At 64.6% G+C, this 14,978-nt stretch carries 12 protein-coding genes and 3 pseudogenes; 4 read left to right on the top strand and 11 right to left on the bottom strand.

Going from position 1 to position 14,978, the window contains the following annotated elements; genetic code table 11:
• The 4 genes and pseudogenes from AC5YDV_RS18805 to AC5YDV_RS18790 all read left to right on the top strand — a co-directional run.
• Window positions 1–469: pseudogene (locus AC5YDV_RS18805) on the top strand (hypothetical protein); the annotation flags it as partial.
• A 120-nt stretch (window positions 470–589) separates the two neighbouring features.
• Complete coding sequence (locus AC5YDV_RS18800) at window positions 590–1,420, top strand: helix-turn-helix domain-containing protein (RefSeq protein ID WP_496185026.1); 831 nt, start codon at window positions 590–592, stop codon at window positions 1,418–1,420.
• Window positions 1,421–2,077: 657 nt separating this feature from the next.
• A complete protein-coding gene (locus tag AC5YDV_RS18795; RefSeq protein WP_496185027.1) occupies window positions 2,078–3,205 on the top strand; it encodes a transposase in 1,128 nt (375 codons plus the stop codon).
• Window positions 3,206–3,257: 52 nt separating this feature from the next.
• Window positions 3,258–4,249: pseudogene (locus tag AC5YDV_RS18790) on the top strand (IS3 family transposase); the annotation flags it as partial.
• Here AC5YDV_RS18790 and AC5YDV_RS18785 read toward each other — a convergent pair.
• The 11 genes and pseudogenes from AC5YDV_RS18785 to AC5YDV_RS18735 all read right to left on the bottom strand — a co-directional run.
• Window positions 4,246–4,518: pseudogene (locus AC5YDV_RS18785) on the bottom strand (ISL3 family transposase); the annotation flags it as partial. The pseudogenes AC5YDV_RS18790 and AC5YDV_RS18785 sit on opposite strands and share 4 nt — an antisense overlap.
• Window positions 4,519–5,036: 518 nt before the next feature.
• Entirely contained in the window at window positions 5,037–5,318 is a 282-nt protein-coding gene (locus AC5YDV_RS18780; protein ID WP_496185028.1) for a ferredoxin family protein, read from the bottom strand.
• On the bottom strand, window positions 5,315–6,634 hold the full coding sequence (locus tag AC5YDV_RS18775) for an FAD-dependent oxidoreductase (RefSeq protein WP_496185029.1): 1,320 nt from the start codon (window positions 6,632–6,634) through the stop codon (window positions 5,315–5,317). Before AC5YDV_RS18775 ends, AC5YDV_RS18780 begins: the two co-directional genes overlap by 4 nt.
• 42 nt (window positions 6,635–6,676) lie before the next feature.
• Window positions 6,677–7,876, bottom strand: a complete 1,200-nt coding sequence (locus tag AC5YDV_RS18770) for an MFS transporter (protein WP_496192558.1) — start codon at window positions 7,874–7,876, stop codon at window positions 6,677–6,679.
• Between the two features lie 77 nt (window positions 7,877–7,953).
• Complete coding sequence (locus tag AC5YDV_RS18765; RefSeq protein WP_496185031.1) at window positions 7,954–8,859, bottom strand: electron transfer flavoprotein subunit alpha/FixB family protein; 906 nt, start codon at window positions 8,857–8,859, stop codon at window positions 7,954–7,956.
• A complete protein-coding gene (locus AC5YDV_RS18760) occupies window positions 8,859–9,620 on the bottom strand; it encodes an electron transfer flavoprotein subunit beta/FixA family protein (RefSeq protein ID WP_496185032.1) in 762 nt (253 codons plus the stop codon). The genes AC5YDV_RS18765 and AC5YDV_RS18760 overlap by 1 nt, the downstream gene beginning before the upstream one ends.
• A gap of 14 nt (window positions 9,621–9,634) precedes the next feature.
• On the bottom strand, window positions 9,635–10,480 hold the full coding sequence (locus AC5YDV_RS18755) for an SDR family NAD(P)-dependent oxidoreductase (protein WP_496185033.1): 846 nt from the start codon (window positions 10,478–10,480) through the stop codon (window positions 9,635–9,637).
• 5 nt (window positions 10,481–10,485) lie between these two features.
• On the bottom strand, window positions 10,486–11,649 hold the full coding sequence (locus AC5YDV_RS18750; protein WP_496185034.1) for an acyl-CoA dehydrogenase family protein: 1,164 nt from the start codon (window positions 11,647–11,649) through the stop codon (window positions 10,486–10,488).
• A gap of 19 nt (window positions 11,650–11,668) precedes the next feature.
• Window positions 11,669–12,511, bottom strand: a complete 843-nt coding sequence (locus AC5YDV_RS18745; protein WP_496185035.1) for an SDR family oxidoreductase — start codon at window positions 12,509–12,511, stop codon at window positions 11,669–11,671.
• A 44-nt stretch (window positions 12,512–12,555) separates the two neighbouring features.
• The gene (locus AC5YDV_RS18740) at window positions 12,556–13,737 is read right to left on the bottom strand and encodes an acyl-CoA dehydrogenase family protein (protein WP_496185036.1); all 1,182 of its coding nucleotides are present in this window, start codon (window positions 13,735–13,737) and stop codon (window positions 12,556–12,558) included.
• A gap of 363 nt (window positions 13,738–14,100) precedes the next feature.
• Complete coding sequence (locus tag AC5YDV_RS18735) at window positions 14,101–14,862, bottom strand: ATP-binding protein (protein WP_496185037.1); 762 nt, start codon at window positions 14,860–14,862, stop codon at window positions 14,101–14,103.
• Between the last annotated feature and the right edge of the window lie 116 nt (window positions 14,863–14,978).

Raw genomic sequence — 14,978 nt, 5'->3', positions numbered from 1 at the left:
TGTCGTCAACGAGTACCGCACCCACGACGCCGACCTGCCCGAGGGGCCCCGCTACCGCCAGTGGGACGCCGCCCGGGTGCGGGAGTGGGCCGCACGCATCGGGGAGGACACCACGACCGTGGTGAACCGGATCTTCGAGTCCGTGCCGGTCGAGGAGCAAGGACTGGATGCGGCGTTGGCGGTGCTGCGCCTGACGCGGCGTTACTCCGCCGCCAGGGTGGAGGAGGCCTGCCGGCTCGCGTTGGTCCGGGTCCGTTCGCCCCGTTATGCGCACCTGCGACCGATCCTCCAGACCGGCCAGGACACGACCGGCCCGACACCACCCAGACCCGGGCCGCAGGCCTCGATAACCAACGGCGCTCAACCGGTCAAATACTCAACCACCACCCGTCACCAGGAGGCACTCCAAGTCATACAAGCCGGTTCATGGTGTGAGCATCACAGTGGAGTGGTCATTCCGAAAGGCTGACTGCCTCATTGCCAGTTTTCCGAAATTGGGGCGGATGAATGATTACTGAGTTAGACTGGCGACGTGTGTAGCGCGACGCAGGTAACGGTGCCTACGATTGAGGCAAAGCATCCAGTTCGGATGGGATTCGGGCTGGATGTGCATGGAGACACGCTGGCGGGCTCGTGCCGGTCGAGGCTGCCCGAAGCTCCGTTGCTGCGCACGAACTTCCACGTGCTGTTGCTGTGCGACAACGGCAGCGCCACGCAGATGGTTGAGTTCACGTCGTTCCGTTACCGCGCCGGAGCGTTGCTGTGGTTGCCGCCGGGGGTGGTGCATGAGCGTGTGCCGAGGTTCATGGGGAAGGACATCTGCTTCTCGTCCGCCTTCATCGGCGCCGAACTCGCCTCGGTCGGGGGGGCCTGGTACCTCGACGGCGAAGATCTCGAGATGATCAGCGCCCTGTGGAAAGTGCTCGAGATCGAGTACCACCGCTACATGGATGCCCCCACGGGTTTGCATTCTCGCGATGGTGAGGCACTCCTGCGCCATCTGCTGATCGCCCTGATCCATCGAGTCCAAGCGGTGCCGGCAGTTCGGCCGGCCGACGACGCCCCCAACCCGCTCGTGCGCTCCTTCCTTCGCATGATCGACGAGAGATGCGGTGAGATGCTCAGCGTCGATGAGTATGCGAAGGCCCTGAGTTGTTCGTCGCGGACGCTGCGACGGATCTGCTACGAGGAGGTCGGCACTCCGCCGCGCCAGATTATCGACCAGAAGCTGGCCGAAACCGCCCAAACCCTCCTCATGACCACGGATCTCCCGCTCGGTGGGGTCTCGCGAGCGCTCGGTTTCTCCGACTCGTCCAACTTCTCCCGCTTCTTCCGGCGCGAGACGGGGCTCACGCCTGGCGCCTATCGTCGGATGCGGGGCTGTCCCGGATCCGCGAGCGCCATGCTCGAGACCGCCTAGGCTGCGGAAGCCGCCGGATTCTTCATTTCTAGTCCCATGCCCTACTATTCAAGAGTTGGCCCGCCCAGTCTTGCTGCGGGCCGTCGGTGATCGGACGCCTCTGGCTCCGTTGGCCGCGCCGCACCGGCCTCCTGCCGGATCAAGCTGAGCGCGCCGTGCAAGACACCAACGATTGGCTTCTTTTCCTTGTCTGACTTCGTGTCGCTGGGTGTTCCCCAGCAGTTTTCCGGCTTGTATGACTTGGAGTGCCTCCTGGTGACGGGTGGTGGTCGCTACGGTGGCTGTGGGAGGAGGCTCCGGGTCTCGCCGCTATCCGGCTGAGCGTGATGGCTCGTGAAAGAGATCGGTGGGCTCTGGGGTCGACTCTCCCGGTCGAGGCTGGCCCGGTTCAGGGAATTGGTGGCCGAGGCGTGGACCTGCCACGCGGGTGACTCGTCTTGGGTGGCACCGGATCACGCACAAGCGTGGGTTCGCCGACTGTGGCGTTGGTTGCGGTCGCTGGGTGGCGATGAGCGGGAGTGTCTGCGCGTCACTGTCTGAGGACGGGGACGAGGGTTCTCCCGTCCAGGAAGACGATGCCCGTCGTGCGGAGTCACTGGCCGGTGGTTGGGCCCGGCGGGGTCGTGTCGTTCACAGCGAACGGAGGAACCCTCGTGTTTGTTCACCCTACCGATCCCGCGCTGGCGGGTTCAGGTCGGCGTCGATGCTGCGGTGGTCGCCGACCATCACGTCACGATCCGGGCGACCTTGTCCGACGGGCAGGTGCAGCTGTCCCGTTTCCATGTCCCACCCACGATTGCTGGCTTGTCTCGTCTGGGGGAGCGGCTGTCGGTGTTCCCGGGTGTGGTCGCTGTTGCGGAGCCGACGTCGATGACGTGGCTGGGTCTTCATGTTGCGTTGCAACGCGCCGGCTGCGACCTGTCCCTGGTCGGGACCCGGCACTCGGCCCGGTTGAGGGGAGCGATCTCAGGCAAGCTCAAGTCCGACGTGATCGACGCCGACGTGTTGTCGCTGGCCTCTGATGTGTTCGCGCTGTCACCCTTGGACCCTCCCCTGCCGGCGGAGTTGGCGCTGCGCCGCGCGGTCGTGCGCCGCGGGAAGCTGGTCATCGACGGGAATCGGGCGCGGCGGCGACTGATCTCGTTGGCGCGGTGGGCGTTTCCCGATGTGTGGACGGCGTTCGCCGGGTCGTGGCCGACCGCGATTGCGGTCTTGACCCGGTGGCCCGACCTGCGCGCGTTGGCCGCTGCGCGACGCTCGAGCGTGACCGCGGTCGTCGCCGCCCACACCCGAGGCGTGCCAGGTGTCGCCGAGCGTGCCGGCGCGATCCGTCTCGCGGCGGCGGCCTGGGTCGAGTTCTGGGACGGTCGCCTGGACTTGGAGGCGTTGGCCTGGGAAACCGCCGAGCATCTGCGCGACATCACGATCGCGAGCGAACAGATCGAGCGGGCCACCACCCAGGCACAGCGCTACTGGGCGGGTCTGTATGGCGATGACCCGCTGCTGCTGTCCCTGCCCGGAATGGGTCCCATGACCGCCCCCACGATCCGCGCGTTCCTGGGCGACGGCACCCGCTTCGTTTCGGCGAAAGCGGCCGCGTCCTACGCCGGGCTGACACCGTCAACGTGGTCGTCGGGAACGGTCGTGCAACCCTCCCGGGCGATCACCAAAGAAGGGCCCGCGGTGCTGCGGCTGGCGTTCTACCAAGCCGCGAACGGTGCCCGCCGTGTCGACCCACAACTGGCGGCCTACTACCAACATCGGGACTGCCGAAGGTTTGGTTGACTCCAAGACCGCATGACTCCCTCGAAAGGGTCGTGCTGAAAGGATGGCATCCATGCCGAAGATCGCTTACACCGACGAGTTCAAGCGCGACGCGGTCGCGCTTGTCGCCTCAGGCATCCCGCAGAAGCAGGTCGCCAAGGACATGGGGATGGCCAAAACTACCCTCCAAGCCTGGGTCCGCGACGCTCGCTTCCAGTCCCACGGGATGACCCCGACCACCGATCCTGAGCAGCGCAAGGACATGGCCCAGGCGTTACGCCGGATCCGCGAGTTGGAGATGGAGAACGAGGTCCTACGGCGAGCGGCGGCGTATCTGTCGCAGGCTCACATCACGCCCCCAAAATGATCTACCCGCTCGTGAAGGAGATGGCCGCGGTCGGTGCCCCCGTGAGGGTGCCGGTGGCGGTCGCGTGTCGGGTGTTGGGATTCTCCAAGCAGGGCTACTACAAGTGGCTCAAGCAGCCGGTCTCGGCCCGCGAGGCCGAAGAGCGTGAGCTGATCGCCGTGCTGCATCAGCTCCACGATGATGACCCGGAGGGCGGCTACCGCGTCCTGGCCGATGACATCACCGAGCTCGGGTACACACTCTCGGAGCGCAGAGTCTGGCGGCTGTGCCGGATCGCCGGCATCCGATCGGTGTTCACCACGCGCAAGACCCGCTACAAGAAAGCCGGCGCGCCCGTCCACGACGACCTGGTCAACCGGCAGTTCAGCGCCGAGGGCCCCAACACGCTGTGGCTGACCGACATCACCGAGCACCGCACCCGCGAGGGCAAGGTCTACCTGTGCACGATCAAGGACGTGTTCTCCAACCGGATCGTCGGCTACTCGATCGACTCGCGGATGAAGGCCCGGATCGCCGTCAACGCGCTCGAGATGGCAGTGGCCCACCGAGGCCGGCCCACCGGGGTGATCGTGCATTCCGACCGCGGGTCCCAATTCCGCTCCAGACGCTTCCTGAAGGCCCTCAAACGCCACGGCCTGACCGGCTCCATGGGCCGCGTGGGGGCATGCGGTGACAACGCGGCAATGGAGTCGTTCTTCGAGCGACCCTCGACCAGGTCCAGCAGCCGGGCGGGGCCGGTGTCGTCCCGGATCGGGGTGAGGTCGATGATCACGGTCACGTACTTGTCGCCCTTGCGGGTGTGTCGCCAAGCGTGCTCGTCGACGCCGACGACCTCGACGCCGTCGAGCCGTCCCGGGTGGTCGATGAGGAGCTGGGTCCCGACGTCGGTCACGGCCATGTGGGCGGTGTCCCAGCTGATGCCCAGCACGGCGGCGACACCGCTGATCGGGGTGTGATCGAGCACGACTTGGCACAGGGCCCACCAGTCCGCGGCCCTGGTCAGCTTCGACCGCGGTCGGGCCACCGTCTTCAGCGAATGCCGCCACACCCGCCCACACCCATCGCAGCGGAACCGGGGCACCCGGACCGACAGCCACGTCGGCCGTCGGCCCACGGGCAGGTGGGTGAACCGGCGTAGCACCTGGTCGTGCACCCGGCCCCCAGCGCCGCAGCGGGGACATCGGTCTCGACGGTGACGAGCGAGCAGAACAGGATCGCCTTGTCCGGCCAGATCTGCTGGGCGTCGACCCGCAGCCCGAGGGCGTCAACCCGAGCGAAGGTGGTCAGATCCGGGCTGGTGACCGGCGGGCAGGCGGGCGTCGTTGAGGTAGCGTCAGACATGGGCCTTGTTGTTGCTGGATGGGATTCGACACCCACATCCTCGCGGCGACAAGGCTCCTCAACGCTCAGCCCGCGCCGTCACCCACCCACCCTCGATTGGGAAGAGCCCATGAACCGGGCCGCATGAGTTGACTGGTGAACCATCTATCCGCTTCTCAGCTCGATGCCGAAACCACCCCTGGGAAACTCCCATTTCTCAAGAATGGTATCACCGCAAAGAACTCGGCACGCCCCGCATTCAAGGCAGCCTGCATAATCAAAGCGAATACCGGCCTCAGTGCGCCGATAAAGCCCGGCCGGGCAGGCAATCATCAGCTTCTCGAACTCGGCGAGAGCCGGCTCGTCAACCAGCACAATGTGCGGATTCTCTTCATCCACGTTGAACTTGTTGACGCCCAGCTTCTCCTCGACATTGACCTCACTCACAGCGCTCGCACCCCTCGCACTCCGTCGCGCACTAGGTTCATGATCCCCACATCCTTCACTGTCCCCCAGACCTTCTTCAGGAAAGGCTTGGGGGGAGCCCCGTCAACCACCATCAGTTCCTGGAAGAACTGGGAGGCCATCTCCGGATAGCCGGAAAAGATGCGCGGGGTTCCCTCCAAGAAATGAGGGAACTTACGATAATGATGCATCTCCTGCATCACGAATGAGGCGTCCAGTTTCGCCCGGTAGCGAGCGAGGCTGATGGCACTGAAGTCTCCAGCCTCGCGCGCTTCCAGGACAGTCTCCGCGGCGCACTGGGCGCTGCCGATAGCCAAATCCATGCCGCGTACCATGTAACCGAGGTTGAGGCAGAATCCCGCCGCATCACCGAGCACAAGAACTCCTTCTCGGTGAAGCTCGGGCACCATATCCATTCCCCCTTCGGGCACGAGGTGCGCGGAGTACTCGATCAGCTCTCCCCCGCGAACCAACGGTTCAACGGCGGAATGCTGCTTGAACCCCTCGATGAGGTCGGGTAAGGGCTGATCCCCCGTCACCAACTCACTCAGAGTCGCTACGACGCCCAAGGAAATCGAGGACTCATTGGTGTAGATGAATCCGCCGCCGACCTTTCCGCCCGAAGGATGCCCGGCGAAAAGCCACGCCGCACCCTCCCCCGGCCGGCACTGGAAGCGGTCCTCGATGACATGGGGATCCAGCGCGATAGTTTCCTTGACGCCGACCGCCATGTGCTGGGGCTTCAGACGCGAGCGCATGCCCAGCTTCTGGGCGAGGAGCGAGTTGGCACCGTCGGCCAGCAGTGTGACGTCGGCGGTGATGTCGTCGCCCCCCGCCGAGATACCTCGCACCACCCCGTCGTCCACCAGCAGGTCGTCCACACGGATGCCGGTGATGATCGAAGCGCCAGCGTCCTCGGCCTGCTCGGCCAGCCAGGGATCGAACGTGGCACGCAGCACCGAGTAGGAGTCGCGTCCACTTTCGCCCAGGCCGGGCGAGGCGTAGTCAACGGTGACGGCGGACTCGCCCGTCATCAGACTGATGCGCTCCCGGGTGATCTTTCGCTGCACGGGGGCCTTCTCAGCGAATCCGGGGATGACTTTCTCCAGACTGTGGCTGTAGAGGCGTCCCCCGGTCATGTTCTTGGAACCGCACGTGGCGCCTCGCTCCACCAGCAGCACCTCGGCGCCGCCCTTGGCCATGAGATAGGCCGCCGTCAGGCCGGCCGTCCCGCCGCCCACGACGATCGCGTCGAAGTCACTCAAGGTCCTTGCATCCTTTCCTTGCTGCGAGTGCACGGTGCACCCACGGGATTCGTCCGTTTCGGTCGGCGATGCCGTTCAGGCCACCGGCAATCGTTTCGCTCCCCTGAGCGCCGTCACCAGGAGAACCATCGCGACGACGAGCACGGCGATCGAGCCGAAGAAGGCCAGGTAGTAGGAACCTGTCTTGTCGTAGGCGAGGCCGACGACAGGCGTCCCGATCGCAAGACCGAGCGAGCCCATGGCCCCGATGAGGGCATAGATGGCGCTGAAGTCCTTCTGGCCGAACATGGTTCCGGTGAGCAGCGGCGGGATGACGGTCACGACCGAGACACCCAAGCCGAACAGCACCGCGCCCGTGATCGCGAAGCCGAACCCCTTGGTGAGCGCGAGGACCACGAAGCTTGCTGCCCACAGAGCGAAGGTGGTCCCCAGGGCTGCCACCACACCGAAGCGATCGTTGACGAAGCCCAGCAGCACCTTGGCACCGATCACCACGAGCATGTAGATCGAGATGATTCCCGCTGCCGCTGTGGGGTCGACACCCATCGACACGAAGTGCGCCGGCAGGTGCTGCATGAGGCTGGCCACAATGTTCATCAAGACGACCGCCACGGCCAGCAGGATGAACGGCATGGACTTGGTGGCGACGTTGGCCGGCACACCGCTCATCGGCTTCTTCTCAACCGGGGCATCGGCCGTGCCGACCGCCGCCCCGTAGGGCTGCAGGCCCACGTCCGAAGGCTTCCCCCTGAGGAGGAAGATCGCCGGCGGGATGGTCAGGATGGCCATCGCCAATCCGTTGACGACGTAGCCGGCCTGCCAACCATGATCGATGATGACTCGCTGCAGGATGGGGCTGAAGATGGCTCCACCCACCCCGGAGCAGGCCATCACGATGCCCATGGCCAGTCCGCGCTTCGCTTCGAACCACGTGTTGATGAGGATGGACGCCGGCAGGAGTGTCATGCCCGCGATCATGATGCCCATGAGCAGGCCACAGATGTAGAAGGCGATCAGCGTGCGGCACAGGCTGAACAGCGCCATGAACAGCGCACCGCCGGCACCGGCGATGGCCACCGAGAGCCTGATCCCGAGCTTAGGGATGATTCGCCCCCAGATGGGCATCGCCACGACGCCGACGAGGGCCGCCAGGCTGTAGTAGACGGTGAAGGCGCCGCGCTCGAAGCCCAGAGCCTCACTGACAGGCTTCACGAAGAAGGACATACACGTCGTGATCAGCGCCAGCGACGCCACGAGACAGCAGCATCCGAGCATGACAATCCAAGCCCGATGGATCCCCTTCTTTTCTTCCATGGCCGTACTCTCCTTTGAGTAATGGGTTGTGCCGGTCGTTAGCGCGCGAGCGCTTTCACCAGCAGGGGGATTGCTTCATAGAGATCTCCAACGATCCCGTAGTCACATACTCGGAAAATGGGTGCCTTCTCATCGCGGTTAATCGCGGCGATGATCTTCGTCTCGCGGATGCCCACGACGTGCTGGACCTGGCCAGAAAGACCGAGAGCGAGATACAGCTTGGGCTTCACCATCAACCCTGAGATTCCGACGTACTGGTCTTCGCCCAGCCAGCCGCGCTCTTCGGCGATTCCGCGCGAACAGCCGATGCCGGCGTCCAGGGCCTCCGTCAAGGTGCGGACGAGTTCGAGGTCTTCCACTCGATCAAGGCCCATGCCCACGGCGACGATCCGCTCTTCCTCGGTCAGATTCCGGCCGTGTCGCACCAGCGGTGTGGTCTCCACGGCGCTCACCCGCGCGTCCGGCTCGACCTCGAGGGTCTCGACCGTCGGCGTGCCCTCAGCAGCGGCGAATCGTCCAGCGGGAACGGTGGCGACACCGAAGCCCTCAATGACCTCCCGCTGGACGACCGCACCGCCGTAGGTCAACCGTTCGGCGGTCATTTTCCCCTCGGACACCTCGAGCGACGACACGTCGGAGGCCATACCGCAGTCCAGGTAGCCGGCCACCCGGGCCGCTAGATCGCGGCCCCGGACGGTGGCGCCGACGAGGAAGAGTTCCGCGTCCTGTTCCCGAAGCAGCGCGGCGATCGGCCGGGCGTAGTTCTCCGGCAACGGGCTACTCCCCTGCAGCACCGACAGCGCAGTGGCACCACAGTTCATGAGCCGCTCACCGGCGTCCGAGCCGATGGCGATCGCGTGGGCGTCCCGCCCAGCCGCCCGGGCGAACCCGACCAGTTCTGCGGTCAGCGTGGGGTCGTCACTGTAAACGTAAATTCCGGCCATCAGAGGACACCCTCCTTCTTGAGGTTCGCGACAAGCGTGGTGACCTTGGCCTCCATGTCCTCGCCGTCGATGATGATGTTCTTGCGCTCCTGCGCATAGCCATGGACGCCCACGACTGAGGTGGTGGGCTGGAGGTCAAGGCCCAAGTTCGCCACGGGGGTCTCGGTGACGGGCTTCTTGCCCGCCGCCATGACGGCCTTGAGGCCCGGGATGGTCGGCCGGTTGATCTCCGGCAGCACCGCCACGACGGCCGGCAGCTCAGTGCGGACGGTCTCCAGCCGATCATCCAGACGCCGGACAACCAGCAGCGCGTCCCCGTCTGTGGACACGCTGCAGGCAGACGTCACAACCGGCCAGTCGAGCAGGGCACCCAACCGCGGGGCGGTTTGGCGGGCATAGTTGTCGCCCGAACCTTCTGCGCAGACGACGAGGTCGACATCACCGATGGCGTGGACGCCGGCGGCCAAGGCTCGCGCAGTCACTGCGTTGTCCCCGACCACCGCGTCCGACTTGATCCAACGTGTTTCGTCGAGGCCGCGCGACAGGGCGTCCTTGAGCGACTTTCGGACTTTCTCGTCCCCGAAAGTCAAACCGACGGCTTGGCCTCCCCCATCGCGAGCCAACTGCCCAGCCAGTTCGACCGCGTGCTTGTCGTACTCGCTGATCTTCCCCGCGGCGCGGCTCGTGTCGACCGCCAGGTCGGCACCGATCCGTAGATCGGCCTCATCGAGCACCCACTTGTAACAGGCAACAACCTTCATAGTCAGCCCCTCCCTCAGGCCAGGTGCGGACGCTCGCCCGACATCAGGCGGTGGTACCTCGCCTCGATCGCGGGTGCGTACTGCGGATGGGTGAGGATGATGAACCGGTCCTCGTCCAGTTGAGCCAACAGTTCCGTCACGGCGGCGTCCGTGGGCATGCCGAGCTTCGACGTCGACTGCACCGAACGGTTGAACGCCTCGATGTAGTCGGGATCCTGGTACGCAGGGTCTTCCGGATCCCAGTCGGCATCGTCGCGGTAGTCGAACGAGTTGTGCAGATTGCTCAACACGTAGGCGGGGCAGACCAGGTGGCTCTTGATGTTGGCGCCGGCCTTCTGCAGGTCGAGCTCGAGGCTCTCGGCCATGCCGACGAGCCCGTGCTTCACCGCGCAGTACCCGCTGCCACCCCAGCCAGCGACGAAGCCCGCCGCCGAGCCGGTGATGATGAAGTGCGACTCGACGTCTTGCTCCATGAGCCGGGGAATGAAGGCCCGGGCAGCGTTGACCGCACCCAGCAGGTTGACGTTGACCAGCCACTGCCAGTCCACGAGCGGCATGCTCCACATGGGGCCGACCGCAGAAATGCCCGCGTTGCTGAAGACGTAATCGACCGAGCCGTACTCGTCGAACGTCCGGGAGGCGAACGCCTCCAGCTGCTCCGGGTCGCTCACGTCCACATGCGTCGTGATGACGGTGGCGCCGGCGTCCCTCAGCTCATCGGCGACGACAGCCAAACGATCATCGCCGATGTCGCCGAGGGAGAACTTGGCACCCCGCGCAGCCAGTTGTCGTGCCAATTCGTGACCGATCCCCGATGCTGCTCCGGTGAGTGCCACGACCTTGTTGGTGTAGCCCTTCATGCCCGTTATCCCTTCTTGAAGTAGTCGGCGCGAATCGCCGCGGCCAATGCGTCCTCGCAAGCCTCGATAGACGCCCCTGCAATCTGATTGATCTTGGCGTCGCGCCAGAAGCGCTCGACGCCGGTGCCGAAGATCACGCCCACTCCGCCGTGGAGCTGGATGGCCTCGCCGGCCACGTACTCGGCAACGCGCGGACCCTTGATCTTGAGCATCCGTCCGAAATGCATCGGCATCGTGCCCTTGTCACGGAGGTCGTAGGCCGTGTAGACGAGCGCACGGAGCGCTTCGATCTCGAGCTTCATGTTGGCGAGCTTGAACCGCGTGACCTGGAACTTGTCGAACATCGACTGCCCGTTCTGAGTCCGTTCCATGGAGTACTTGAGGGCCATCTCGTAGGCGCCTTCGGCCATGCCGAGGCACAGAGCGCCGACGGCCATGAACTCGTCCGGCGAATTGACGGCCAGGTACTTGATGCCGTCGCCGGCCTTCCCCAGCAGGTTCTCTTGAGGGACGCGCACGTCCTTGAGGGTGATGACGGCCGAGTTGGAACCGTGGAAACCCAGCTTCACTTCGGGCGGGGAGACGGTCAGACCGGGCGTGTCCTTCTCGACGAAGAAGAAGCTGAATCCCTGGCCGATAGCCATGTTCAGTTCACCGGTCCGGACCAGCACGAGATAGACGTCCGCGGCACCTGCGTTCGTGATGAACAGCTTGGTGGAGTTGATCACCCACTCGTCGCCGTCCTGCACGGCCGAGCCCTGCATTTCCGAGAAGTTGGACCCGCCGGTGGCCTCGGTGAAGGCGCCTGCGAAGATAAGGTCTCCCTTGTTAGCTGGCACCATGTAGCGCTCGATCTGCTCGGGGCTTCCGGCCGTCGATACCAGTCCGCCGGCGAGGATGCTGCTCGACCCGATCGCGACGCCCAGGATGGGCATGACCTTGCCGATCTCCTCGTAGACCAAGGCGAAGGTGGTCCAGTCCGCACCGAGCCCGCCCTGATGCTCCGGGAATGGGACCCCGAGCAGCCCCAGCTCGCCGGCACGCTTGTACAACTCGAGCGGGAACTTGTGCTGGCTCTCATGCTCAAGGACTCGTGGCTGCGCTTCGCGCTCCATGAACTCCTTGGTGATATTGACAATGAGCTGTCGCTCCTCAGTCATGAAGAACATTTCACCGATTCCTCTCGATCTATCGTTGTGCCAGTGGCTTCGGACGCTGCTTGTCGAGGATCCGCTGCGTTCTGTACAACACTTGATCCTCCTCCCCAGCATGGGTTCGAATATAGAAATGATCTGCCGCCAGACCGGCGAAGAAACCGTCGACCGCTTCCTCCAGCAACATGCCCTTAGCCAGCGCCTTCTTCCCCAATTCTCCGAGCATCTTGAACTCGTCGCTCTGATAATAGGGATCACCATCGCCGCGCAACTCGGCCGCGTTACGGCTCAGGGGCGTTTGCACGAGCCCTGGGCAGAACGCGTGCACCTTGACGGTGGATCCGATGGTCTGGACTTCGAGGGTCAGAGATTCCGTCACGGAAAGGGCCGCATGCTTGCTCATGAAATAGGCAGGCAAGAACGCGTTGCATTCCAGCCCCGCGTTGGACACCACGTTGATGACGTGACATTCGGCGTCCTGTTCAATCATACGGGGCACGAATGCCCGGGCCCCATGAACGAGCCCCATGACATTCACATCGAACAGCAACTGCCACTCGCTCAGGGGCACCCGGAAGATGCTGCCCATCGAGCTCAAGCCGGCGCTGAAGATCGCGTAGTCGACCGCGCCGTACTCCGCGAACGTCTGGTCGGCGAACCGGCTCATGGCGTCGTCATCGCGAACGTCGAGAACGCACGTCGTCACAGTCGCGCCGCTCGCCCGCAGTTCCTCCGCCAGGTTGGACAGGCGCTCAGCATGGCGATCAGCCAGGGAAAGCCGCGCCCCTGCTTTGGCCAGCCGCGTGGCGATCCCGCAGCCCAGCCCGCTCGCCGCACCCGTGATCGCGACGACCTTGCCCGCAAAGTCCATCTTCATGACTCCCTCACTCCGGATGCCGGTGGTTTCTGTGTGGCTCACTGTCAGGGCCGCCCTTGCTTCCAACCGGCGGGGATGCCGTAGGTCTCAGCGAGAAAGTCGCGGTGGACGTCAGCCGGCAACTCGGCGATCTCGAGCTGGAGCGACGCGGCCCACAGGACGCCGATCATGGCCTGGGGCGTGAATCCGACGCCGCCGTGCAGGATGGCAGCCTCGTGCAGGGTCTGATTGGCCGCCTCGGGCACGTAGGCCTTCGCCATGCATCCCACGCGGTAGGCCTCTTCGTAACGGCCCTCGTCCCACAGGCGAGTGCCGGTGTAGATGAGGTCGCGGCTGAGCTCGTTCCGGATGGCCATGTTCATCAGGCGATGCGACACCGACTGCAGGTCGGTCAAAGGACGGTCGTACTTGGTCCGCTGAGTCGTGTAGTTCATGGCGAGCTTGAAGCCGGTCTCGGCCAGCACCAGGGACGTCAGGCAGATGGACAGGAAGGAGGGGCCCAACCACAACTGACCGAAGCCGTTGTCGACGATCTTGTTGGCCTGCGGGATCCGCACATCCTTGAGGCTGATGCTGCCCCAATCGGCGACAGCCGGAATGAGCTTCTTCTCTTGGAACCCGGTCTCGACGCCCGGCATGCCGGCTTCGACCACATAGACGTTGTCGAAGTGCCCCTCGGTCGGCTTGCCGAAGATCACCTTGATGTCGCTGACGTGCGCGTTGGAGACCATGACCTTGTTTGCGTTGAGCACGAGGGAGTCATCCTCCTCCTTCTCCACCAAGCCCCACTGGGGGAAGTTGGTGAGGCCCGCCGGATCCGTCACCGCACCGCAGGCGATGGAGCGGCCCGAGCCCAGCGGAGTAAGGTACTTCTCCTTGATCTCGTCCGAACCCCAGTAGAGAACGGGGAAGATGCCCAGGTCATGACCCCCAAAAGAATTGGCGGCGGGATTCCCCGCACGCGTCATCTCTTCCAGGATTACAAAGTAGGTGGTGAGGTCGTAGCCCAGCCCGCCATAGCTTTCAGGAACGTAGGCTGCCACATAGCCCTGCTGGGCAGCAAGCCGCCACGACTCGATCGGAAAGCCGCCCTTCTTTTTGTCAGCAGCCGCCACCCGTTGCGTTTCGGGATCTTGGCAGAACTCGCGCACTGAATTCTGGATCAACCGTTGGTCGTCGGTTAAGAAGTGAGTCATCAGAGTTCCCTTCCGCGCCTCGTCGCGCATGTATTTCGATCGTACATATCCACCACTTTGGATTGCTCTCGAGAGTCGGCAAGCATGCACCAATCACACCCTGAGCAGGCGTCCAACAAGGGAATAGAGTCGTCGATTTCTTCCGCTACTTCCCTTTGTCATGAATGACCTTAGTCAACTCGCACCGAGCGTGGAGGACTTCCTAGGTCAGCATCGGCCACGTTGTAGTCCGTTGCGGACGATCGGGCATTGAGGCCCAGGTTGGGGGCAGCCGGCGGGGAGGGGGGTGAGTATTTGACCGGTTGAGCGCCGTTGGTTATCGAGGTTCGGCACCGGCGATATTGGGTCAGCGCCGCTTGGTGGTGTCGGTGAGCGCCGTCGTGGTGGTGGCGCTCACCGACGTTGGGTCAGGCCGTGTTGGCGGTGTGTTCGCGCATGTTGGTGCCGCCGGTTTCCATCCAGATGGTGTTGTGCACGATGCGGTCCATGATGGCGTCGGCGTGGACGCCGGAGCCGAGGCGTTGGTGCCAGTCCTTCTTCGGGTACTGGGTGCAGAACACGGTTGAGGTGGTGTCGTAGCGGCGTTCGAGGAGTTCCAGGAGCATGCCTGCGGACGTGATCGTCGGGCGGGTCGAGGAGCCACTCGTCGATCACCAGCAGGGTGAACGCCGCGTACTTGCGGAGCCACTTCTCCTTCCCTGCGGGCCGGTCACGGGCCGCGGCCCAGGACTCCTCGAGGTCGGGCATGCGGATGTAGTGGGCCCGGTAGCGGTGCTGGCAGGCCTGCTTGGCCAACGCGGAGCCGAGGTAGGACTTCCCGGATCCGGTGAAGCCTTGGAACACGACGTTCTGCTGCCTGGCGATGAACGCGCACGTGCCCAACTGCGCGATCACCCCGCGGTCGAGGCCGCGTTGTTCGAGCAGGTCGAGCCGGCGCAGGTCGGCGTTCGGGTAGCGCAGCCCTGCCCGTCGGATCAGGCCCTCGACCTTGCTGTGGGTGAAGGTGGCGTGGGCCTCGTCGACGGCGAGCTTGACGCGTTCTTCGAACACCATGCCCAGAGTGAGGGTGTCGTCCTGGGTTTCGAGGGCGTCGACCAGGCAGGTGGCTCCCATCTCGCGGAGCTTCCGTTTGGTTTCGGTGTCGAGGCGGGTCATCGGGCTCCTCCGGCGTAGTAGTCGGCGCCCCGTACGTAGCCGCTCGGCTCGCCGGCCTGCGGCCCGGGTCTGGGTGGTGTCGGGCCGGTCGTGTCCTGGCCGGTCTGGAGGATCGG

The sequence above is a fragment of the Propioniciclava sp. LT432 genome, assembly GCF_059515965.1.
The sequence above is the reverse complement of the archived record's forward strand: the minus strand, read 5'-3'. Positions and strand labels throughout refer to the sequence as shown.